Below are 22,324 nucleotides of genomic sequence, written 5' to 3'. Positions count from 1 at the left end.
GCCTCCGCGAGGAGGGACGCAGCGGCTCCGCGCAACAGGGGACGGCCGTTGGCCGCGGTCGATCGTCCGGAGGACGATCAATCGAAGGAGTGCTCGGGACCGGGGAACGCGCCGCTGCGGACCTCGTCGGCGTACTCCCGCGCCGCCCGCAGCAGCTCGGCCCGCAGGTCGGCGTACTTCTTGACGAACCGCGGCACCCGCCCGCCGGTCATCCCCGCCATGTCCGGCCAGACCAGCACCTGGGCGTCGCAGTCGACGCCGGCGCCGATGCCGATGGTCGGGATGGCCAGCTCCTTGGTCACCTGCGCGGCCAGGGGCGCCGGGACCATCTCCATGACCACGGCGAAGGCGCCGGCCTCCTGGACGGCGTGCGCGTCGGCGAGCAGCTGCTCGGCGCCCGCGCCGCGGCCCTGCACCCGGAAGCCGCCCAGGGCGTGCTCGCTCTGCGGCGTGAAGCCGATGTGCGCCATCACCGGGACGCCGTTCTCGGTCAGCGCCCGGATCTGCGGCGCGACCCGCGTCCCGCCCTCGAGCTTGACCGCCTGCGCGCCGCCCTCCTTCATCATCCGGACGGCGGTGGCCAGCGCCTGCTGCGGTCCGGCCTCGTAGCTGCCGAACGGCAGGTCGGCGACGACCAGCGCCCGCCTCGTCGACCGGGTGACCGCCTTCGTCATGAGCAGGATGTCCTCGACGGTCACCGGGACCGTGCTGTCCAGGCCGAGGACGACGTTGCCGCCGGAGTCGCCGACCAGGAGCACCGGGATGCCGGCCTCCTCGAACACCGACGCGCTGACCGTGTCGTAGGCGGTGAGCATCGCCCACTTCTCGCCGCGCTCCTTGGCCTGCTGCAGGTGGTGCACGCGGACCCGGGCGGTCGACCCCCCGCCGTACAGGACGGATTCCGTCATGAGTGTGATGCCGCTCCCTCGCGGACGCTGGGCAGGCTCTCCCGCCAGCGGTTGGTGATCGGCAGACGCCGATCCCGGCCGAACGCCTTCAGGCTGATCTTCGTTCCCGGGGCCGACTGCCGGCGCTTGAACTCCGCGGCGTCCACCAGCCGCAGCACCCTGGCCACCACCTCCGGGTCGTGGCCGCGCTCGAGCAGCTGGGCCATCCCGAGGTCGCGGTCGACGTAGTCGGCGACGACCGCGTCGAGCTCCTCGTAGGAGGGCAGCGAGTCGGTGTCCACCTGGCCGGGGGCCAGCTCGGCCGACGGTGGCTTGTCGATCGAGTTCTGCGGGATCGGCTCGGTCTCGCCGCGGTCGCGGGCGTACGCGTTGCGCCAGCGGGCCAGCTCCCACACGAGGGTCTTGGGGACGTCCTTGATCGGGGCGAAGCCGCCGGCCGAGTCGCCGTAGAGCGTCGAGTAGCCCACCGCGATCTCGCTCTTGTTGCCGGTCGTGAGCAGCAGGTGGCCGTGCTGGTTGGACAACCCCATGAGCAGCGTGCCCCGCACCCGCGCCTGCAGGTTCTCCGCCGCGACGCCGGAGAGCTCCACCTGCGAGTGGTAGGCGTCGACCATCGGCGCGATCGGGACGACGGTGTAGTGCAGCCCGGTCCGCTTGGCGAGGTCCTCCGCGTCGGCCAGCGAGTGCTCGCTGGAGTACTTCGACGGCAGGCCCACGCCGTAGACGCGGTCGGGGCCGAGGGCGTCGACGGCGAGCGCGGCGCACACCGCCGAGTCGATGCCGCCGGACAGGCCCAGCACGACCGAGGGCATGCCGTTCTTGTCGATGAAGTCGCGCAGGCCCAGCACCAGCGCCCGCCAGACCTCCTCGCAGTCCTCCAGCGGCGCGGCGATCGACGGCGGCTGCGCGTCGAACGCGGGCACCGGCTGCTCGGAGACCACGTGCCGGGTGACCGTCATCGGCCCGATCCGGCCCTCGCGCCGCTCGGGGACCGAGTCCGGGTCGATGGTCAGGTCAGCGGTGAGCAGGTGCTCGACGAACTGCGGCGCCCGGCCCAGCAGCTCCCCGTCCGGCGCGACCACCATCGAGTCGCCGTCGAAGACCAGCTCGTCCTGGCCGCCGACCTGGTTGCAGTAGACGACGCTCGCCCGCGCCTCGGCGGCACGCCGGCGGACCAGCGGCAGCCGCAGGTCGTCCTTGGCCCGCTCGTAGGGCGAGGCGTTGGGGGAGACGACGACGTCGACCCCGGCCTGCCCGGCCACGCCGCACGGGCCGCCCTCGACCCAGAGGTCCTCGCACACGGTGAGTGCCACGTCGACCCCGTGCAGGCGGACGACGGGCAGCTCGGTGCCGGGCACGAAGTACCGCGCCTCGTCGAAGACGCCGTAGTTGGGCAGGTGCCGCTTGTAGTAGCGGACGACGACCTCGCCGCCGTGCAGCAGCGCGGCGGCGTTGCGCGGGGCGCCGCGGCGCGGGTTGGCGTCGGCCGGGCGGTCGTCGTCCGTGGGCGGCTGGTCGACCGGCGCCGGTCCGCTGCCCTCGGTGTGCGCGAGGTACCCCACGACGACGGCGGTCCCGCCCAGGCCCTGGTCGGCCAGCGACTCGGCCAGGTCGACGAGCGCGTGCTCGCTGGCGGTCGCGAAGGACTCGCGCAGCACGAGGTCCTCGGGGGGGTACCCGGTGAGGGTCATCTCGGGGAAGACGACGAGGTGCGCGCCGGCCGCGGCGGCCTGCGCCGTCCAGCGGGTCACCAGTTCGGCGTTGCCGGAGAGGTCCCCGACGCGGGTGTCGACCTGGGCCAGGGCCACCCGCAGCTGTACCTGCTGTCCAGTCACCCGGTCAGTCTGGTCGCCGTCCGGGGTGTCCGGCCACGCGGGGGAGGGGTCAGCCCGGCTCGGGCACCGCGGTCGACGGCCGCGGGGCGGGGATGCCGTTGACCGCGCCGGGCGCGGGACCCTCCGGCGTGGCCCGCTCGAGGAAGCGCAGCAGCTCCACGGGGAAGGGCAGCACGACCGTCGAGTTCTTCTCGGCCGCGACCTCCACCATCGTCTGCAGCAGTCGGAGCTGGAGCGCGGCGGGCTGGGTGCTCATCACCTGGGCCGCCTGGGCCAGCTTCTGCGAGGCCTGCAGCTCGCCCTCCGCGGTGATCACGCGGGACCGCCGCTCCCGCTCGGCCTCGGCCTGCCGGGCGATCGACCGCTTCATCGTCTCCGGCAGCGCGACGTCCTTGATGTCCACCCGGTCGATGTGGATGCCCCAGTCGACGGCGGGGCTGTCCATCATCAGCTCCAGGCCCTGGTTGAGCCGCTCGCGGTTGGACAGCAGGTCGTCGAGGTCGCTCTTGCCGATGATCGAGCGCAGCGACGCCTGTGCGACCTGGCCGATCGCCGCCTGGTAGTTCTGCACGTCGATCACCACGCGGGCGGGGTCGAACACGCGCCAGTAGACGACCGCGTCGACCTTGACCGTCACGTTGTCGCGGGTGATGCCCTCCTGGGCCGGGACCGGCATGGTGACGATCTGCATGTTGACCTTGTGCATGCGGTCGACGGCCGGCCGGATGAAGGTCAGCCCCGGCGGCCGGGGTTCGCCCTGCAGCCGGCCGAACCGGAGCACCACCCCCCGCTCGAACTGGGTGACGACCCGGACGCTCGCGCCCAGCAGCACGAGCAGCCCGACGACGACGATGACGAGGAGTCCCAGCACGGCGTCCATCTCGCCCTCCGCCGGCGGCGTCGGGGCCGGACGCGCAGGTCGCGCCCGTGGCCGCGGCGCCCTCGTGACGGCGACCACATGCTAGATCGCCGATCGCGGCGTGGCGGCCGCTCGCACGCGCGGATCAGTCGCCCATCGCCGCGGTGGTCCGCAGCACGAGGCCGTGGTGCTCCGGGCAGTAGGCGGTGACCGCGAGGTCGACGAACTCCCAGGCGGCGCCGACCGGCAGCCCGTGCGGCTGCTCCAGGTCGCCGGCCGCCCGCCAGACGGCGTCGGCGTCCCCCGCGGCCGCGATGGTGCCGCAGGTCTGCTGGGCGAGGGCCGGCACCTGCTCGGCCGGGAGGGCGTACCCCCGGACCTGCGCGGCGAGGGTGACGAACGCGGCGCGCACCTGGTCGTCGCTCATCGGCGCGGTCACCGTCACCGTCGCGGGGGACGGCGGCGGCGGGGACGGCGAGGTGGAGGCCGCGACCGGGGTGGCGTCCCGGCCGGTGGTCGACGTCAGCAGGTAGGCCAGCCCCGCGCCGACGGCGAGCACGGCCAGGACGGCCGCGAGGCGGCGCGGCCAGTGAGGCGGGGAGGGCCGTTCGTGCGCGCCGCGTCGGGTCATGGCGGCCTCCCGAGCGAGGAGCCGGGGCAGTGCGCGGGACTACGCCCGGCGACTGTAGTGGCGAGGGGTCGGGCGGTCGACGCGCCGCGACGCGCCTCGCCCGGTCCCGCCGGGCGGGGTCAGCCGCGGAGCAGGGCCGCCAGCTGGTCGGCGTGGTCGCGCTGGTGCCCGGGGAGGAACGCGACCAGGTCGCCGAGGGTCACCGGCCCGTCGACCTCGTGCACCCCGGCGCGGTCGAGGTCGGCCTCCGCGAGGCCGGCGACGCTGTCGAACAGCGCCGCCTGGGCCCGGCGCAGCTGTTCCAGCAGCTGCACCGGCGGCACGTCGCGGTAGCCGGCCACCCGCTGCGGCTGGTCGGGCACGAAGTCGGCCAGCAGCGGCTCGGCCTCCGTGCGCAGGCGGTAGATGCGCTCGGTGAACACCAGGGCGCTGTCCCGGAGGTGACCGGCGACCTCCCGCGGGGTCCAGTCCAGCTCGGAGGCGTACGCCGGGAAGTGCCCCTGGCCGACCAGCCGCTCGCGCTCGCCGGAGGACAGCCGCGCCCGCCACGCGTCGCCGGCGACCGCGCGGGCCAGGAGGAGGTCGACGCGCGCCTGCTGGCGCGCGAGGCTGTCGGCTGCCGCGGCCGTGCGGCCCGGTACGAGGGTGGTCATGCCGCACCCTGGCCCGACGGTGCACCGCTGACCAGGGACCTTCTGCCGTGCGGGGGTGTGGGCCTCGTCTCACCCGGCCGGTGGTCCCCCGGGCGAGGACCGGGCCGCAGCCTGCATCGCCCGACCGAGGAGGTGTCATGGGGATCCGGCTCGTCCGGGTGTACGACCCCGACGCGGTCCACGGACCGCGCTTCCTCGTCGAGCGGCTGTGGCCGCGGGGCGTCCGCCGCGAGGACCTGCCGCTCGACAGCTGGGTGCGCGAGGTCGCGCCCAGTCCGGAGCTCCGTCGCTGGTTCGGTCACGACCCCCGGCGCTGGGCCGAGTTCCGCCGCCGCTACCTCACCGAGCTCGCCGCGGCACCCGCGGAGGCGTGCCGGCCGCTGCTCGACGCCGCCCGCGCCGGGGCGGTCACGCTGCTCTACAGCGCTCGCGACCGCGAGCACAACAGCGCCGTGGTGCTGCGGGAGCACCTGCTCGCCCTCCTGGCGGACGAGAACTCTTCCGCCAACGGGAGTTGGTCCTAGAATCTGGGGCATGGACGACCACGTCGCCGCGGTCGCCGCGCTGGCCGAGCCCACCCGCCGCCGGCTCTACGACCACGTCGTCCGGCAGCCGGCCCCGGTGAGCCGGGACGAGGCGGCGACCGCGGTCGGCGTCCCGCGCGGCACGACGGCCTTCCACCTCGACCGCCTGGTGGCCGACGGGCTGCTCGACGTCCACTTCGAGCGCCGGACCGGCCGCACCGGCCCCGGTGCCGGCCGCCCGGCCAAGCTCTACCGGCGGTCGGACTGCGCGGTCGAGGTCTCGCTGCCGGGCCGCCGCTACGACCTCGCCGGGGAGCTGCTCGCCGGGGCGCTCGAGGAGGCCGACGCCTCGGGGGAGGCCCCCCGCGAGGTGCTCGGCCGGCGGGCTCGGCTGCGCGGCCGGGACCTGGCCGAGCGGGCCGGCGCCGACGGCGGGCGAGCCGCCGTCCTGCGCGTCCTGGAGGAGCACGGCTTCGAGCCGCGGGCCGAGGACGACGGCGCCGTGGCGCTGGCCAACTGCCCGTTCCACGCGCTCGCGGCGACGCACACGGCCCTGGTCTGCGGCATGAACCTGGACCTGCTCGCCGGGCTGGTCGAGGCCGTCCCGGGGTCGGGGCTCGCCGTCCGGCTGGCGCCCGCGCCCGGCCGGTGCTGCGTGCGCCTGGAGGCCGCGGCAGCGCAACCGCCCCCGTTGACAGGGGTGTGACGCGGGTCTCTACTTCTAGCCACCGTTGGTTTTAGAAGGAGGGTCACCATGACGACGCACCTCCCGCGGTCCCGGACCGGCACCGCGGTCGACCCGGCCCATCAGGCGTTCGTGCTGCTGAGGACCGTCTTCACCGTCGCACCGATCGCCTTCGGCCTGGACAAGTTCGCCAACCTGCTGACCGACTGGCCCGGCTACCTCGCGCCGTGGATCGACGGCCTGGTCCCCGGCACCGCGCAGCAGGCGATGTACGCCGTCGGCGTCGTCGAGATCGTCGCCGGCGTCGTGGTCGCCGTGGCGCCGCGGATCGGCGGCTGGCTGGTGGCGGCGTGGCTCGCCGGCATCATCGTGGACCTGCTGACCATCCCCGGCTTCTACGACGTCGCGCTGCGCGACGTCGGGCTGCTCGTCGCGGCGGTCGCCCTCGCCCGGCTGGCGGCGCTGTACGCCCCGGCCCGCCGGCCGGGGGCCGGCGCGTGACGGCGGCGGAGGCCGTCGGGACCGGCCCGCAGCGGGACACCCCGCTGCGGGTGGTCCACCCGCGCGGGCCGGTCGACCTCCCGGCCGCCCGGGACGCGGTCGCCGCCCTGCTCCGGGCGCTGGGCCGCGACCCGTCGTCCCCGCACCTGGCCGGCACCCCGCGGCGCGTGGCCGAGTCGCTCGCCGAGCTGCTCACCGGCCGGCCGTTCGAGCTGACCACCTTCCCGAACGACGAGGGCTACGACGAGCTGGTCATCGCCCGGGACATCCCGTTGCAGTCGCTGTGCGAGCACCACCTGCTGCCGTTCTCCGGGGTGGCCCACATCGGCTACCTGCCCGGCGGGCGGATCCTCGGGCTGTCCAAGCTGGCCCGCGTGCTGGAGCTGTTCGCCCGGGACCTGCAGGTGCAGGAGCGGCTGACCCAGCAGGTCGCCGACTGGCTGCAGGAGCACCTGGCGCCCCGCGGCGTCGGGGTGGTCATCGAGGCCGAGCACCTGTGCATGTCCCTGCGCGGCGTCCGCGCACCCGGCGCCCGCACCGTGACCTCCGCCCTGCACGGGGCGCTGCGCTCCGACGCGCGCTCCCGTGCCGAGTTCTTCGCGCTCACCGGAACGACCTGACCCCGCTCCCGGGAGGAGGACCCCGTGCCCGCACAGGACCCGTTCGTGATCGTCGGCGCCGGGCTGGCCGGCGCCAAGGCCGCCGAGACGCTGCGGGAGGAGGGCTTCGACGGGCCGGTCGTGCTCGTCGGCGCCGACCCCGAGCGCCCGTACGAGCGGCCGCCGCTGTCCAAGCAGTACCTGCTCGGGAGCGCCGAGCGGGACACCGCCTTCGTCCACGACGAGGGCTGGTACGCCGCCCACGACGTCGAGCTGCGCACCGGCGTCCGGGCCGCCGGGCTGGACCCGGCCGTGCACCGGCTGGCGCTGGACACGGGGGAGGAGCTGCCCTACGCCCGCCTGCTGCTGGCCACCGGCGCGTCGCCGCGGCGGCTGCGGGTGCCCGGCACCGACCTCGACGGCGTCCACTACCTGCGCACCCTCGCCGACAGCGACCGGCTCAAGGCCGACCTGACCCCGGGCGGGCGCCGCGTGGTGGTCGTCGGCGCCGGCTGGATCGGCATGGAGGTCGCCGCGGCGGCGCGGACCCACGGCAACGACGTCGTCGTGGTCGAGCCGCAGCCCGCGCCGCTGTTCGGCGTCCTGGGCCGCCGGATGGGGACCCACTTCTCCCGGCTGCACCGCAGCCACGGCGTGGACCTGTTCACCGAGGAGACGGTGCGCGAGCTGCGGGGGGAGGCGGGCCGGGTCACCTCCGTGGTCACCGACCGGCACGAGGGGCTGGCGGCGGACCTCGTCGTGGTGGGCATCGGCGTGGTGCCGGAGACCGGCCTGGCCGCCGCGGGCGGGCTGGAGGTGGACGACGGCGTGGTCACCGACGAGCGGCTGCGGACGTCGGCGCCGGACGTGTTCGCCGCCGGCGACGTGGCCCGGTGGTTCGCGCCGTTCTACGACCGGCACGTGCGGGTGGAGCACTGGGCCAACGCGCGGGGCGGCGGCCCGGCGGCGGCGCGGTCCATGCTGGGCGGCCAGGCGGCCTACGACCGGCTGCCCTACTTCTTCACCGACCAGTACGACCTGGGCATGGAGTACTCCGGGCTGGCCTCGCCGGAGGACGACGTGGTCTGCCGCGGCGACCCCGAGGACGGCGCGTTCACCGCCTTCTGGACCGCCGGCGGCCGGGTCACCGCCGCGATGACGGTGAACGTGTGGGACCTCACCGACGACGTCCAGGCGCTGATCCGGTCCCGCCGTCCGGTGGACCCCTCCCGGCTGGCCGACCCCGACGTCCCGCTGCGGGAGCTCGCGGAGGCGGGCTGATCGCGATCTCGCGGAGGGAGGCGGGCGGGTCCTCGTGTCACCGTCGCCCCGAGGGGGCAGGCTTGGGGTGACGTCACACCCCGGAAACGACTGGACGCGATCATGGCGAGCATGGACCGACAGCAGGAGTTCGTCCTGCGCACCCTCGAGGAACGCGACATCCGCTTCGTGCGGCTGTGGTTCACCGACGTCTCCGGCTACCTCAAGGCCGTCGCCGTGGCGCCGGCCGAGATCGAGGCGGCCTTCGCCGAGGGCATCGGCTTCGACGGCTCCGCGATCGAGGGCTTCGCCCGCGTCTACGAGTCCGACATGCTGGCCAAGCCCGACCCCGCGACCTTCCAGGTCATGCCGGCCACCGAGGGGCGGCCCAGCGACACCGCGCGGATGTTCTGCGACCTCACCCTCCCCGACGGCTCGCCGTCCTGGGCCGACCCGCGGCACGTGCTGCGCCGGGCGCTGTCCAAGGCCGCCGACATGGGGTTCACCTTCTACACCCACCCCGAGGTCGAGTTCTTCCTGCTCAAGGACCTCCCGACCGACGGCAGCCCGCCCGAGCCGGCCGACACCGGCGGCTACTTCGACCTGTCCACGCACAACGTGGCCCACGACTTCCGCCGTGAGGCGGTCTTCGCGCTGGAGGCGATGGGCATCTCGGTGGAGTTCAGCCACCACGAGGTGTCACCCGGCCAGCAGGAGATCGACCTGCGGTACGCCGACGCGCTGTCGATGGCCGACAACATCATGACGCTGCGGCACGTCGTCCGTGAGGTCGCGCTGGCCCAGGGCGTGCACGCCACGTTCATGCCCAAGCCGTTCACCGACCTGGCCGGCTCGGCGATGCACACCCACCTGTCGCTGTTCGAGGGCGACCGCAACGCCTTCCACGACCCGTCGGACCCGATGAAGCTGTCGGCGACCGGCAAGCAGTTCATCGCCGGCCTGCTCGCCCACGCCAGGGAGTTCACCGCCGTCACCAACCAGACGGTCAACTCCTACCGGCGGCTGCTGGCCGGCACCGAGGCACCGACGGCGGTGACGTGGGGCCGGGCCAACCGGTCGGCGCTGGTGCGGCTGCCCTCCTACAAGCCGAGCAAGGCGCAGTCGGCGCGGGTGGAGGTCCGCTCGCCGGACTCCGCGTGCAACCCGTACCTGACCTTCGCCGTCCTGCTCGCCGCCGGGCTGCGCGGCATCGAGAAGGGCTACGAGCTCCCGCCCGAGGCCGAGGACGACGTCTGGTCGCTCACCGACACCGAGCGCCGGGCCGCCGGCTACGAGGACCTGCCGGTGTCCCTCGGCGAGGCGCTCACCGCGATGCAGGGCAGCGAGCTGGTCGCCGAGACCCTCGGCGAGCACGTGTTCGAGTTCTTCCTGCGCAACAAGTGGGAGGAGTTCAACGCCTACCGGCGCAACGTGACGCCGTGGGAGCTGACGACCTACCTGCCGGGCCTGTAGAAGGGACCACCCCGCGTCCCGAGGGGCAGAAATGGCCCTTTCTGCCCCTCGGGGAGGTGCGAACTACCCTCGGCGGCGTGGCCCGCCTGCTCGTCGTCGTCCCGCACGAGACCGATCCGCCCGCCCGCCTCGCCGAGTGGTTGCGCGCGGCCGGGCTGGAGCTCGACGAGCGCCACCTCGGCACCGGCGACGACCTGCCCGAGACGCTCGACGCGGCCGACGGGCTGCTGGTGCTCGGTGGCCCGCAGTCGGCGATGGACGACGAGGCGACCAGCCCCGAGCTCGGCGGCGTCCGCCGGCTGCTGACCGAGGCGCTGCGGGCCGACGTCCCCACCTTGGCCGTCTGCCTCGGCGCGCAGCTGCTGGCCGAGGTCGGCGGCGGCAGAGTGCGCACGGGCGTCGAGGGTCCCGAGGTCGGCGCCCTGCTGGTCGCCAAGCGCGACGCCGCCGACGCCGACCCGCTGTTCCGGCCGCTGCCGCTGAGCCCCGACGTCATCCAGTTCCACCACGACGAGATCGCCGAGCTCCCGCCCGGCGCCACGCTGCTGGCCAGCAGCCCGGTGTACCCGCACCAGGCCTTCCGGGTGGGCCGGCACGTCTACGGCATCCAGTTCCACATCGAGACGACCCCGGAGATCGTCGCGGAGTGGGCGGAGCGCGACGTGGTCGGCGTGGCCGCCAGCGGCCTGGACCGGGAGACCATCGCCGCCCGCGCCGCCGCGGTGCACCCCGACCTCGAGGAGGTGTGGGCGCCGTTCGCGGCGCGCTTCGCCGACCTGGTGCGCACCCGCGCCCGCGCGGCGGCCTGAGCCGGTGACGACCAGCGAGCAGCGGGAGGTCCCGCGCCGGGCGGTGGTCCGGCTGGTGCGGTTCGGCTTCCTCGACGGCGAGCGCGCCGCGCGGATCCTGTCCGAGCCGGAGATCGGCCTGTGGGACCTCGAGCGCAACGAGCCGGCCGACCCCGAGGCCGGACCGGTGGTCTCGGCCCTGGCCCGCAGCGGCGACCCCGACCTGGCGGTGCTCTCGCTGCACCGGCTGATCGAGGCCCTCGACCGGGCCGACCCCACCGGCGGGTCGGCCGCCACCCTGCTGGCCCGGCTGCGCGGCTCGGCGCTGCTGCGCGCCCGGCTGCTCGGCGTGCTCGGCGCCAGCTCCGGCCTGGCCGACCACCTCGCCGCGAACCCCGGCGACTGGACGGCCCTCGACGGCGACGGGCGGGGCTCGGCGCGACCGACCGCGCACGCGCTGGAGCGGCAGATGCTCGTCGCCGTCGGCGCCGACCCCGACGACCCGCCGTGGGGCGTGCGACTGGGCAAGGCCGCGCCGGACGCCTCCCCGAAGCGGGTGGCCGACCTGCGGCTGGCCTACCGCCGCGCGGTGCTCTCCGTGGCCGGCCGCGACCTCGGCGAGAGCCTGGCCGCCGAGGACGTCGCCGCGGAGCTGGCCGACATCGCCAGTGCCGTCATCACTGCGGCGATGGCGGTGGCCGTCGCCGAGCAGCCGGCCGACGCCGCGGCCTGCCGGCTGGCGGTCATCGGCCTGGGCAAGTGCGGCGGCCGGGAGCTCAACTACGTCAGCGACGTCGACGTGGTCTTCGTCGCCGAGGCGGTCGACCCCACCGACGAGGAGGGGCCGGCGATCCGCAGCGCCACCCGGGTGGCCGCCGCGCTCATGCGCATCTGCCACGAGGCCGCCTGGGAGGTCGACGCCGCGCTGCGGCCGGAGGGCAAGGCCGGGGCGCTGGTGCGCACCCTGAACGGGCACGCCGCCTACTACCGGCAGTGGGCCAGCACCTGGGAGTTCCAGGCCCTGCTCAAGATGCGCCCGGTCGCCGGCGACCCCGACCTCGGCCGCGCCTACGTCGAGGAGCTGTGGCCGCTGGTCTGGCAGGCCGGTGAGCGGCCCGGCTTCGTCGCCGAGGTGCAGGCGATGCGCCGCCGGGTGCTGGAGAACATCCCGCCGGCGCAGGCCGAGCGGGAGCTCAAGCTCGGCCGGGGCGGGCTGCGCGACGTCGAGTTCGCCGTCCAGCTGCTGCAGCTGGTGCACGGGCGGGTCGACGTCCGGCTGCGGGTGGGCGGCACGCTGCCGGCCCTCATGGCGCTGTCGGCCGGCGGCTACGTCGGCCGGGACGACGCCGCGACCCTCATCGCCTCCTACCGCTTCCTGCGCACCGTCGAGCACCGGCTGCAGCTGTTCCGGCTGCGCCGCACGCACCTGCTGCCCACCGACGACCAGCAGCGCCGCTGGCTGGCCCGCACGCTCGGCTACAAGCCCGACGCCCGCGGCGACGCCGCCGCCGTCCTGGACGCGGAGCTGACCCTGCACACCCGCGAGGTGCGCCGGCTGCACGAGAAGCTGTTCTACCGGCCGCTGCTGTCGGCCGTGGCCAAGGTCCCCGCCGAGGCCGCGCAGCTGGGCTCCCAGGCCGCCGCCGACTGGCTGCGGGCCCTCGGCTTCGCCGACCCCGACGGCGCGCTGCGGCACATGGCCGCCCTCACCGGCGGGCTGTCCCGCTCGGCGGCCATGCAGAAGTACCTGCTGCCGGTCGTGCTGCAGACCCTCGCCGACTGCGCCGACCCCGACGCCGGCCTGCTGGCCTACCGCAAGGTCAGCGAGGCACTGGGCGGCAACCAGTGGTACCTGCGGCTGCTGCGCGACGAGGGCCAGGTCGCCGAGCGGCTGGCCCAGCTGCTGGGCTCCAGCCAGTACATCGCCTCGCTGCTCACCCGCACCCCGGAGGCGCTGCGGATCCTCGCCGCCGACGACGAGCTGCGGCCGCGCAACGCGGCGACGCTGGCCGGGGCGTGGCGGCAGGCGGCCGGGCGGGCGGCCGACCCGCAGGACGGCGTCCGGGTGCTGCGCGGCCTGCGCCGCTCGGAGCTGCTCCGCGTCGCCGCCGCCGACCTGCTGGGGATGCTCGACGTCGACCAGGTCGGCCGGGCGCTCACCGACATCGCCGTGGCCACCCTGCGGGTCGGCCTGGACGCGGCGGTCCGCGCGTACGCCGCCGAGCAGGGGATCGGGCCGGCCGACGTCCCGACCGACGTCGCGGTGATCGGCATGGGCCGGCTCGGCGGCGGCGAGATGGGCTACGGCTCTGACGCCGACGTCCTGTTCGTGCACCGGCCCCGGGAGGGGGCGGAGGACACGAGGGCGACCGCGGCGGCCAACGCGATCGCCCACACGCTGCGGCGCCTGCTCGGCGAGCCGGCGCCCGACCCGGCCTTCGAGGTCGACGCCGACCTGCGCCCGGAGGGGCGGCAGGGCGCGCTGGTGCGCAGCCTGGACTCCTACCGCGAGTACTACGAGCGCTGGATGTCGGTCTGGGAGGTGCAGGCGCTGCTGCGCGCGGTCCCGGTCGCGGGGGACGAGGCCCTCGGGACGGCGTTCGTCGAGCTCGTCGACCCGATCCGGTACCCGGCCGACGGGCTCGACGACGGGCAGGTCGCCGAGATCCGCCGGATCAAGGCCCGGGTGGAGCGGGAGCGGCTGCCGCGCGGCGCCGACCCGAAGACGCACACGAAGCTGGGCCGCGGCGGGCTCGCCGACGTGGAGTGGACCGTGCAGCTGCTCCAGCTGCAGCACGCCGCCGAGGTCCCTGCCCTGCAGGTGACCTCCACCGTCGGCGCGCTCGAGGCGCTGCGGGAGGCCGGGCTGCTCGACGCCGACCAGGCCGACGCGCTGCGGACGGCGTGGGAGCTGGCCACCCGTGCCCGCAACGCGGTGTTCCTCGTCCGCGGCCGGCCCAGCGACCAGCTGCCGCGGCCGGGCACGGAGCTGTCCGGGGTCGCCCGCGCCAGCGGCTACGGCCCGGACGCCGACCCGGGGCAGTTCCTCGACGACTACGGCCGGGCGACACGGCGCGCGCGGGGCGTCGTCGAGCGGGTGTTCTACGGTCAGGCCCCGGCCGGCTGACGCCCTACGGTGCCGGGTCCGCGCCGGGGGCACCCAGGAGCCGCTCGGACTCCGCCCGCAGCAGGTCGTAGCACTCGCAGGCGACCTCGTGGAGCCCGTCGGCGTCCACGACGGTGATCCGTCCTCGGCTGTACCGGATCAGGCCGGCCTGCTGGAGCGTCCCGGCGGTGAGCGAGACCGTGCCCCGGCGCACCCCGAGCATCTGGGCGAGGAACTCCTGGGTGAGCTCGAAGTCGTCCGAACCGACCCGGTCGCGGGTCATCAGCAGCCAGCGGGCGCAGCGCTCCTCGGTGCTGTGCAGCCGGTTGCAGGCGACGTTCTGCGACAGCTGCACGAACATCGCCTGGGTGTAGCGGTGGAGGAGGTCGTGGAGCGCCCCGTCGCCGGCCAGGAACTCCCGGAGCTCGTCCGTCGGCAGGCGCAGGGCCTGCCCGGGGATCTGGCACAGGACGTCGTTGGGGCTGGTCGGCGCCCCGAGGAAGACGGTGAGCCCGGCCATCCCCTCGTATCCGATGGTCGCCACCTCGACCGCGGCCTCGTCCTCGATCATCGCGAGGACCGACAGCACCGCGTCGACCGGGAAGACGACCTGCTCCACCGGCTTGGCGCGCTCGTGGACGAGGTCCTTGACCCCGAGCTCGACCGGTTCGAGCACCGCGGCCAGCCGTTCGTACTCGTCGGGCGGCAGGCCGCCGAGGATCAGGTTCCGCCGGGGGTCGGGAGAGCCGTCGGGCGTGGACACGTGCCACCTCCGGCTGGGAGTGCCTGCCCCTCGGCTCGGGGTGGGGCGGACGCGGCGGGCGTCCGGGTCAACCGGGCCCACGGGGCCACCGGCACGGCCAACAGGTCGGCCGCCCCCGGCGCCATGGTGTAGGCGACGAGCGCGGGGGCGACGAGGCGCAGGGGGACGACGTGCTCGACGCAGCCGGTGGCCAGCGCGGCGCTCGGCATGCCGGGCGCCTCGGCCTCGGCGGGGTCCTGGGCCAGCACGCGGCCGCCGGCCCGTCGCGCCGCGCGGACGCCGGCGGCTCCGTCGGCGAGCCGGCCGGTCAGGACGGCGGCGAGCACCCGCGAGCCGAAGGCCCGGGCGGCGCCGGCAAGCAGCCGGTCGGCCGTCTCCCCGGTGTGGCAGGGGAGGAGCGCCAGGAAACCGTCGTCCCCGAACCCGGCGGTACACCCGGCGGGCAGCACGCTGACCCCGGGCTCCAGCGGGCCGGCCGTGGCGGTGCGCACGGGCAGCTGTGCGTCGGCGCGCAGGATGCCGGTGAGCAGTTCGCCCTGCTGGGCAGACCGGTGCTGCACGACCAGCACCGGTGCGGGGAACGTCGGGGGCAGCCCCGCGACGACCGTGCGCAGGGCGCGGACACCCCCGGTCGAGGCGGCGAGGACGACGACGTCGAACGGCGATCGGTTTCCCTCCGGCGCCGCCACGCCGGAGAGGGTACTCCTGTGTCAGGTACCTGACACAGGACGCCGCAGGCGCCGAAGGGCCCTGGCGCGTCGGGCAGCGGCCGGACCAGCCTGGGGCCGGAGCCCGCATCGCGGCCGCCACGGGGATGGCGCGGGGGAGCGGATGCGGTCGTCCCCGGAGGTTGTCCCGTGCCCCCCACCCTCGCCCGCCAGGTGCTCGCGGAGTTCGTCGGCACCGCGGTGCTGGTCTTCGTCGCCGTCGGCTCGGCCGTCGCCGGGATCGACCAGCTCGGCCCGACCGGCGTGGCGCTGGCGTTCGGGCTGGTCCTGCTCGGCCTGGCCTACGCCCTCGGCCCGGTGTCGGGCTGCCACGTCAACCCCGCGGTCACCCTCGCGGTGCTGCTCGCGCGCGGCATGACCGCGGCCGAGGCCGGCGCGTACTGGGTCGCCCAGTGCGCGGGCGGGATCGTCGGCGCCGCGCTGCTCGCCCTGCTCACCAGCGGCTTCGGCGGCCTGTTCGACCAGACCGGCGCGCTCGGTAGCAACGACTACGGGGCCACCATCAGCCTCGGCGGCGCCTTCGTCCTCGAGGTGCTGCTCACCGCGGTGTTCGTCCTGGTCATCCTGCTGGTGACCGGGCGGGCGGCCGCTCCGGGCTTCGCCGGTCTGGCGATCGGGCTGACGCTGACCGCCGTCCACCTGATCGGCATCCCGCTGACGGGGACGTCGGTCAACCCCGCGCGGTCGCTGGGGCCGGCGCTGTTCGCCGGCGGGGAGCCGCTGGCCCACGTCTGGCTGTTCATCCTGGCGCCCCTCGTCGGCGCCGTCCTGGCGGTGGGCTTCTCCCGGGTCCTCCCGCTGCCCGCGGAGGTCGAGGCGGCCGGGACGGCGGAGGCCGGAGCGGCGCCGGTGCCGGCCGACCGGACCGGCGTGGAGCTGCCGCCGGAGACCGCACCCGCGCCGCGCCCGCCGTCCGGCGGGGAGCGAGCCGAGCACGGTTGACGGCCGCGGTGCTTGCAGCCCGGCGAGGATCGGGCGGACCATCGGAGCAGGCCTCAGTGTCGGGAGGAGAGTGGGATGTCCGACCCCGTCCGACGTTCGCCGGAGCACCCGACGGACTACGTCGACATGTCCCCGGCGGAGAAGCTGATGTGCGAGTGGGAGGCCCGCCACGACGTGGCCGCCCGGGGCGGCCGGGTCGACCCCGCGTCGGCACTCCTGCACAACCTCAGCCACACCCGCCGGGAGGAGCTCCTGCACCACCACGACCACCCCGAGCGCCGGGAGCGGGAACGGGACGCGCGGGAGGCGTTCGCCACCGAGCACCCGTTCACGGCGTCGTGGGTGCGGTGGGGCGAGGACCCGCGCTCCGGTCACTGACCACCCCGGCGGGGGAACGGGGTGTGCGCCCGGGTCGGGCGGGGCAGGGGAGGACCGTGTCCGCGATCCGCCCCGTCCCGGCCGACCCGTCATGCCCCGACGTGCCCGTCGACGGCACGCCGCAGGCCGAGCCGGCCGGAGGGGCCACGATCACCCCGTACCGGGACGGTCCGCTGATCGTGCGCGGCGACTTCCGCCTGGTCGACCAGGACGGCAACGAGATCGACCCCGGCCGGCAGACCGTCGCGCTGTGCCGGTGCGGGAAGTCCGGCATCAAACCGTTCTGCGACGGCACGCACAAGCGGGCCGGGTTCTCCGCGCCCAGCGCACCCAGCCGCCCCCGGCCGGCCGCCAGCATCCTGCGCGACGGCCGCCCGGGGTCCACCGCCGGCTGACCCGACCACGCGGCCCCGTCCCGGGTCCCGCCCGAGCTCGCGAGTGGTGGGGGCGGGGGGTCCTCTCTCAGCCGCGGCCCTCGAAGGCCTTGGCCATGCGCTCCTGCTCCCCGAGTGCCTCGCCGATCCGGGCCTGCACCGCGTCGAGCTGACCGATCACCTCGCTGGTCGCGTGGATGCCGGCCGACACCGAGTCGGTGCTGGTCTGGATGCCGGTGATCTGGGTCGACACCCGCTGGGTGGCGGCCGCCGTCTCGCGGGCGAGGTCCTTGACCTCCCCGGCGACCACGGCGAACCCGCGGCCCAGCTCGCCGGCGCGGGCGGCCTCGATGGTCGCGTTCAGGGCCAGCAGGTTGGTCTGGTCGGCGATCGAGGAGATGATCCGGATGACGTCGCTGACCGACGCCGACGCCCGGCCCAGCGCCTCCACCTCCGCGGTCATCGACGAGGCCTTGGCGACGGCGCTCTCGGCGACCCGGCCGGCCTCGGCGGCGGCGTCGCGCAGCTCGGCCACGGTCTCCAGCAGCGCGCGGGAGTTGGCCGCGTCGGCCTCGGCGCGGCGCAGGATGTCCAGCCGCTGGCTGACCAGCTGCTGGACGTTGCGCAGCGCGGAGGTGCGGGATTCCGACAGTTCGATCGTCTCGGTGACGAAGAAGTCCATGGTCCCGACGACGCGGCCCTCCGAGATGACCGGGAAGCAGACCCCCGAGCGGACCCCGGCCCGCTGCGCGGCGGGCGCACGGACGCAGTCGGTGACCTCGGCGAGGTCACGGACGAACACCAGGTCGCGGGCCCGCCAGGCGCGGCCGGAGAGGCCGACGCCCTCGGCGAAACTGGCGGCCAGGGTCACCTGGCGGAACTCGTCGCCGGCCGAGCCGGACTCGACGCTGAACCGCAGCACGTTCTCGGCCTCGTCCAGCGCCCAGTACGACCCGTAGGCCCAGCCGAAGGCCGAGCGCACCGTGTCCAGCGCGATCCGCAGCGCGGATGCCTCGTCCCGGGCCTCGCCGACCCGGCCGACGACGGTGGTCACCGCCTCGCGGTCGTCGAGGGTCTCCTGGAGCTGCGCGGCGGCCAGCGCCTGGCGCCGGGCGTGCGCGGCGACCCGCGAGATCGCCCGCCACTTCTCCGCCCGGCCACCGAAGAAGGGCAGGTCGCCGCGGGTGTAGTACTCCTGGACGGCGACCACCCGGCCGTCCTCGAGGACCGGCAGGAAGCAGCCGCGCCGCGCGCCCGCCGCCGCCGCCGTGGCCCAGCGGCCGCAGGAGCCCGTGGAGCTGGACCCGTCGCAGAGCACCTCGCGCTGCTCCCGCATCGCCTGCCCGCCGAAACCGTCCCGGCTGGTCATGACGCTGTCGGCGGGCCAGCGGGCCGACATGGCCTGGCTGAGCTCGCCGATCTGGGCGGCCAGCCGGAAACCGTCGCCGTCCCGCAGCCAGACCGCCCCGTAGGCCATGCCCAGGGCGCCGACCAGCGCGGTGACGACCTTGACGTGGGCGTCCCGCTCGCTGGTCACGCCCTGGTCCAGGACGCTGAGCACCTGCTCGAGCGCCTCGACGTCGCGGGGCATCTCGGCGGTCGACGGCGTGCCGGTCGGGGTCGAGGGGTCGGTACGCCGCCACATGGGAGGGCCTCCGCAGGTCGGGTGGGCCGGCGTGGAGCGCCCGCGACCGCCGGACCCGCCGACGTCCACCGCACCACCCCGAGGTGTCGCGGAGAACATCGGCAGCGCACAACCGAAGTCCAGTCGGACCGACGACCTGGTCAGGCCGCGAGTGGCCGCTCCCCGCGCAGCCCGGAACGGCCCGCCTCCCAGGCCCCCAGCAGGTGCCGGGCGGCCAGCCCGTCGACGGCCAGTGCGCAGGCCGCGCCGAACAGGACGTCCCGGAGGAGGCGGGGGTCCTCCGCGACGAGGGGCCCGCACATGTCCACCGCGGCGATCTGCTCGTGGACCGCGTCGGCCTCCACGTGCTCGTCGTAGAAGACGGTGGTGTGCGCGTCGAAGCCCAGCCGGCGCAGCCCGGCGGAGTAGCGGCGAGAGGGCTCGGAGGAGGTCATCTCCACGGCCGTCAGGTGCCCGACCGCGGCCGCCCGCCAGCGCCGGTGCAGACCGAACAGCGACATGGTGTTCACCGACGCGAACGCGCAGGCCGGGGCGGCGTCCCACAGCGCGCCGTAGGTGGCGTCGAGCCCGAGGTCGCGCATCAGCCCCGCGAACAGCTCGCTGTGCATGCGCGCCGGCGCGCCGCCGCCGTACTCGTCGGCCTGGATCTCCACCATGGCCGCCTTGGCGCGGCCGGCCAGCCGCGGGACGGCGAAGGTGTGCGGGTCACCCTCCTTGAGGTGGTACACCGAGCGCAGCGTCAGGTACTCCCGCCACTGCTCGAGGGTGCCGGTGCGGGCCAGGTACGACGACAGGGACGGCGAGTCGTCGGCAGCGATCAGCGCGGCGAGCTGCCGGTCGACCGGCTCGTCGGTCCCGGCGAGCTCCCCGGTCAGCGCGGTGAGCGCCTCGGTGTGCCGCCGCTCCAGGTGCGCGCGCAGGCCGATCAGAGCCGGGTCCCACTCCCAGGTGTCGGCCACCCCGTCGAAGCCGCGGTAGTGCAGCTCGTAGCAGACGGCGAGGGCCAGCTGGAGGTCCTCGTCGCCGAGCGGGTCGGGGGAGCCGGCCGCCGTCCGGCGCGCCAGCTCGACGGTGTGCGGGGACAGCGCGCCGCCGGCGAGGTCGGCGCACAGGGCGGACGTGAGGGGCCCCCTGGGCTCGGGCAACTGCATGCACCGGCCATGCCCAGCACCTGCGCGTTCGATGCGCGTGAGGAGTGTGCTGTCGCCCATGGGTAGGACACCACCATGTCGAGCACCCCCGACCGCGTCGTCCTCGTCACCGGCGGCAGCGCCGGCATCGGCCGCAGCACCGTCACCCGGCTGGCGCGCGGCGGGGCGCGGGTGGTCACCTGCGCCCGGGGCGGCGACCGGCTGGCCGAGGCGCTCGACGGGCTGCCCGGGGTCACCGGCGTGGTGGCCGACGTCGCCGACGCGGGGGACCGCGCCCGCCTCGTGGAGCGGGTCCTCGACGAGCACGGCCGGCTCGACGCCGTCGTCCTCAACGCCGGGCTGGGCTGGGCCGGCCTGGTCGAGGACATGCCCGGCGAGGTCGTGGAGGGCATCGTCGCGCTCAACCTCACCGGGGTGATCGAGGTGACCCGGCTGGCCCTGCCGCACCTGCTGGCGGCGGCGGCCGAGCGGGGGCGGGGGGACGTCGTCACCATCGCGTCGGTCGCGGCCTGGTCGCAGGTGCCGCCGCTGACCGTCTACTCGGCGACCAAGGCCGGCGTGGGCGGCTTCGTGACGGGCCTGCGCCGCGAGGTCACGGCCCGCGGCGTGCGGGTGCACACGGTCAACCCCGGCCCGGTCGCCACCGAGTGGCTGGCCCGCGGGCACGGCTCCCCGCCGGCCTCGGACGCCGACGTGCCCGGCCGGCTCTCCCGCGGCATCGACCCGGACCGGGTGGCCGCCCAGGTCGAGCGGTGCCTCGCCGCGCCGCGGTCGCGGACGGTCGCCGTCCCGCGCTGGATGGGGCTGGCCCGGCTGGGGGAGGTGCCGCCGGTCGACCGGCTGCTGGACCTGGCGCTCTCCCGCCAGGCCGACCGGATCCGGCGGATCGCGGCCCGATCGGTGCAGCGGCGGACCGGTCCTCGCGTTTGACGGGCCCGGGCGCAGACCCCACGGTGGGGTGTCCGGTCGGCTCCCCGGGAGGGTCCGCATGCACCCCACCGCCCCGCGCCGCGCCGCCGTCCTCGCGGCCGCGGCCTCGACCCTGGTCGCGCTCGGGGTCGGCGTCGTCGCCCCGGCCGGCGCCGCACCGCCGCCGGTGGAGGTGCAGCTGCTGGCGCTCAACGACTTCCACGGCAACCTCGAGCCGCCGTCCGGCTCCGGTGGCCGCGTCCAGACCGGGGTCAACGCCGACGGCACCCCGCAGACCGTGGACGCCGGCGGCGCGGAGTACCTCGCCACCCAGCTCGCCGACCTGGCCGAGCAGCAGCGGGAGGACAACACGATCACCGTCGCCGCGGGGGACCTGATCGGCGCCTCCCCGCTGCTGTCGGCGGCCTTCCACGACGAGCCCACCATCGAGTCGCTCGGCCTGGCCGGGCTGGACTACGCCAGCGTGGGCAACCACGAGTTCGACGAGGGATCGGCCGAGCTGCTGCGCATCCAGGACGGCGGCTGCCACCCCGTCGACGGTTGCGCGGACGGCACCCCCTACGAGGGCGCGGACTTCCAGTACCTGTCGGCCAACGCCTTCGTCACCGAGACCGGCGAGCCGCTGCTGCCGCCGTACGCGGTGCACCGGGTGCAGGGCGTCGACATCGGCTTCATCGGGATGACCCTGGAGGGCACCGGCGCGATCGTCAGCGCGGAGGGCACCGCCGGCCTGGAGTTCCGCGACGAGGTGGAGACGGCCAACCGGCTCGCCGCCGAGCTGCAGTCCCAGGGCGTCGAGGCGATCGTCGTGCTGCTCCACGAGGGCGGCGCGCAGACCGGCGAGAACGCCTGGGACGTCAACGGCTGCACCGGCCTCACCGGGCCGGTCGTCGACATCGCCGCCGGCATGGACGACGCGATCGACGTCGTCCTCAGCGGCCACACCCACCAGGCCTACAACTGCGAGATCGACGGCAAGCTGGTGACCAGCGGCAGCTCCTTCGGGCGGCTGGTCACCGACGTCGACCTCACCCTCGACCGGGCCACCGGCGACGTCCTCACCGCGGCGGCCGAGAACGTGATCGTCCGGCGGGACGTCGCGGCCGACCCCGCGCAGACCGCGCTCATCGCCCGCTACCGGGAGGCCCTCGGGCCGATCGCGAGCGAGGTCGTCGGGACCGCGGCGGTCGACCTGACCCGCACCCAGGAGCCGCTGCTCGACGGGGCGGAGTCCGCGCTCGGCAACGTCATCGCCGACGCGCAGCTCGCGGCCACCGACGACGAGGCCGGCGCGGTCGCCGCGTTCATGAACCCCGGCGGCGTGCGGGCGGACCTCCTGGCCGGCGAGGTCACCTACGAGGAGGCCTTCACCGTGCAGCCCTTCGCCAACAACCTGGTGACCCTCGACCTCACCGGTGCGCAGCTGCAGTGCCTGCTCGAGCAGCAGTTCCAGTTGGAGCGGGTGCTGTACCCGGCCGGGATCTCGTACCGGGTCGACCCCGCCGGGGGGGCGGCGGGGGGCGGCGGCGGCCGCGGCACGCGCCCCCGCGCGGCGGCCGCGGGGGGGGCGGCGGGGGCGCCCGCGCGTCGA

22 protein-coding genes are annotated in these 22,324 nt (G+C 75.6%); 13 read left to right on the top strand and 9 right to left on the bottom strand.

Annotated elements, in window-relative coordinates; translation table 11 throughout:
• Positions 1–77 precede the first annotated feature (77 nt).
• From panB to ACI79D_RS23185, 5 genes are all read right to left on the bottom strand, one after another.
• Positions 78–908, bottom strand: coding sequence for a 3-methyl-2-oxobutanoate hydroxymethyltransferase (gene panB / locus ACI79D_RS23205; RefSeq protein ID WP_456920885.1), 831 nt, complete (start codon positions 906–908; stop codon positions 78–80).
• The gene (locus ACI79D_RS23200) at positions 905–2,743 is read right to left on the bottom strand and encodes an NAD+ synthase (RefSeq protein WP_456920884.1); all 1,839 of its coding nucleotides are present in this window, start codon (positions 2,741–2,743) and stop codon (positions 905–907) included. The genes panB and ACI79D_RS23200 overlap by 4 nt, the downstream gene beginning before the upstream one ends.
• Positions 2,744–2,792: 49 nt before the next feature.
• Positions 2,793–3,623, bottom strand: coding sequence for a slipin family protein (locus ACI79D_RS23195; protein ID WP_456920883.1), 831 nt, complete (start codon positions 3,621–3,623; stop codon positions 2,793–2,795).
• Between the two features lie 124 nt (positions 3,624–3,747).
• Positions 3,748–4,233, bottom strand: a complete 486-nt coding sequence (locus ACI79D_RS23190; RefSeq protein ID WP_456920882.1) for a DUF732 domain-containing protein — start codon at positions 4,231–4,233, stop codon at positions 3,748–3,750.
• A gap of 119 nt (positions 4,234–4,352) precedes the next feature.
• Positions 4,353–4,886 carry a DinB family protein gene (locus ACI79D_RS23185; RefSeq protein ID WP_456920881.1) on the bottom strand — a complete coding sequence of 178 codons (534 nt, stop codon included), beginning with the start codon at positions 4,884–4,886 and terminating at the stop codon, positions 4,353–4,355.
• 137 nt (positions 4,887–5,023) lie between these two features.
• Between ACI79D_RS23185 and ACI79D_RS23180 the strand changes: the two genes are divergently transcribed.
• The 8 genes from ACI79D_RS23180 (at position 5,024) to ACI79D_RS23145 (ending at position 13,843) form a co-directional block, all read left to right on the top strand.
• The gene (locus ACI79D_RS23180; protein ID WP_456920880.1) at positions 5,024–5,410 is read left to right on the top strand and encodes a DUF488 domain-containing protein; all 387 of its coding nucleotides are present in this window, start codon (positions 5,024–5,026) and stop codon (positions 5,408–5,410) included.
• A gap of 10 nt (positions 5,411–5,420) precedes the next feature.
• Entirely contained in the window at positions 5,421–6,116 is a 696-nt protein-coding gene (locus tag ACI79D_RS23175) for a helix-turn-helix transcriptional regulator (protein ID WP_456920879.1), read from the top strand.
• Positions 6,117–6,164: 48 nt separating this feature from the next.
• Positions 6,165–6,596, top strand: a complete 432-nt coding sequence (locus ACI79D_RS23170; protein WP_456920878.1) for a hypothetical protein — start codon at positions 6,165–6,167, stop codon at positions 6,594–6,596.
• Positions 6,593–7,216 carry a GTP cyclohydrolase I FolE gene (gene folE / locus ACI79D_RS23165; protein WP_456920877.1) on the top strand — a complete coding sequence of 208 codons (624 nt, stop codon included), beginning with the start codon at positions 6,593–6,595 and terminating at the stop codon, positions 7,214–7,216. Before ACI79D_RS23170 ends, folE begins: the two co-directional genes overlap by 4 nt.
• 24 nt (positions 7,217–7,240) lie before the next feature.
• Positions 7,241–8,476, top strand: a complete 1,236-nt coding sequence (locus ACI79D_RS23160) for an NAD(P)/FAD-dependent oxidoreductase (protein ID WP_456920876.1) — start codon at positions 7,241–7,243, stop codon at positions 8,474–8,476.
• A 111-nt stretch (positions 8,477–8,587) separates the two neighbouring features.
• Positions 8,588–9,928: a glutamine synthetase family protein gene (locus ACI79D_RS23155; protein WP_456920875.1), complete on the top strand. Its 1,341-nt coding sequence runs from the start codon at positions 8,588–8,590 to the stop codon at positions 9,926–9,928.
• 77 nt (positions 9,929–10,005) lie between these two features.
• Positions 10,006–10,737: a type 1 glutamine amidotransferase gene (locus tag ACI79D_RS23150; RefSeq protein ID WP_456920874.1), complete on the top strand. Its 732-nt coding sequence runs from the start codon at positions 10,006–10,008 to the stop codon at positions 10,735–10,737.
• Positions 10,738–10,741: 4 nt separating this feature from the next.
• On the top strand, positions 10,742–13,843 hold the full coding sequence (locus tag ACI79D_RS23145; RefSeq protein WP_456920873.1) for a bifunctional [glutamine synthetase] adenylyltransferase/[glutamine synthetase]-adenylyl-L-tyrosine phosphorylase: 3,102 nt from the start codon (positions 10,742–10,744) through the stop codon (positions 13,841–13,843).
• A gap of 4 nt (positions 13,844–13,847) precedes the next feature.
• On the opposite strand, the gene ACI79D_RS23140 is transcribed toward ACI79D_RS23145, so the two are convergent.
• Together ACI79D_RS23140 and ACI79D_RS23135 are read right to left on the bottom strand one after the other, a co-directional pair.
• Positions 13,848–14,585: a Crp/Fnr family transcriptional regulator gene (locus ACI79D_RS23140; RefSeq protein ID WP_456920872.1), complete on the bottom strand. Its 738-nt coding sequence runs from the start codon at positions 14,583–14,585 to the stop codon at positions 13,848–13,850.
• Positions 14,543–15,274 (bottom strand): chemotaxis protein CheB, encoded by a 732-nt coding sequence (locus ACI79D_RS23135; protein WP_456920871.1) that lies wholly within the window; start codon positions 15,272–15,274, stop codon positions 14,543–14,545. The genes ACI79D_RS23140 and ACI79D_RS23135 overlap by 43 nt, the downstream gene beginning before the upstream one ends.
• A 168-nt stretch (positions 15,275–15,442) precedes the next feature.
• Here ACI79D_RS23135 and ACI79D_RS23130 point away from each other — a divergent pair, with 168 nt between their 5' ends.
• The 3 genes from ACI79D_RS23130 (at position 15,443) to ACI79D_RS23120 (ending at position 17,028) form a co-directional block, all read left to right on the top strand.
• Positions 15,443–16,255, top strand: a complete 813-nt coding sequence (locus ACI79D_RS23130) for an aquaporin (RefSeq protein ID WP_456920870.1) — start codon at positions 15,443–15,445, stop codon at positions 16,253–16,255.
• Positions 16,256–16,330: 75 nt separating this feature from the next.
• Positions 16,331–16,633, top strand: coding sequence for a hypothetical protein (locus ACI79D_RS23125; protein ID WP_456920869.1), 303 nt, complete (start codon positions 16,331–16,333; stop codon positions 16,631–16,633).
• Between the two features lie 56 nt (positions 16,634–16,689).
• A complete protein-coding gene (locus ACI79D_RS23120; RefSeq protein WP_456920868.1) occupies positions 16,690–17,028 on the top strand; it encodes a CDGSH iron-sulfur domain-containing protein in 339 nt (112 codons plus the stop codon).
• A gap of 67 nt (positions 17,029–17,095) precedes the next feature.
• On the opposite strand, the gene ACI79D_RS23115 is transcribed toward ACI79D_RS23120, so the two are convergent.
• Together ACI79D_RS23115 and ACI79D_RS23110 are read right to left on the bottom strand one after the other, a co-directional pair.
• Entirely contained in the window at positions 17,096–18,652 is a 1,557-nt protein-coding gene (locus tag ACI79D_RS23115; protein ID WP_456920867.1) for a methyl-accepting chemotaxis protein, read from the bottom strand.
• A 140-nt stretch (positions 18,653–18,792) separates the two neighbouring features.
• Positions 18,793–19,803: an iron-containing redox enzyme family protein gene (locus tag ACI79D_RS23110; RefSeq protein WP_456920866.1), complete on the bottom strand. Its 1,011-nt coding sequence runs from the start codon at positions 19,801–19,803 to the stop codon at positions 18,793–18,795.
• 75 nt (positions 19,804–19,878) lie between these two features.
• Here ACI79D_RS23110 and ACI79D_RS23105 point away from each other — a divergent pair, with 75 nt between their 5' ends.
• Both ACI79D_RS23105 and ACI79D_RS23100 read left to right on the top strand, forming a co-directional pair.
• Positions 19,879–20,733, top strand: coding sequence for an SDR family oxidoreductase (locus ACI79D_RS23105; RefSeq protein WP_456920865.1), 855 nt, complete (start codon positions 19,879–19,881; stop codon positions 20,731–20,733).
• Between the two features lie 58 nt (positions 20,734–20,791).
• Positions 20,792–22,324 (top strand): bifunctional metallophosphatase/5'-nucleotidase (locus ACI79D_RS23100; RefSeq protein WP_456920864.1); only part of this gene is annotated, 1,533 nt, incomplete at its 3' end.

It is taken from the genome of Geodermatophilus sp. SYSU D00708 (assembly GCF_054050115.1).
This window is presented reverse-complemented; position numbering and strand designations above follow the sequence as displayed.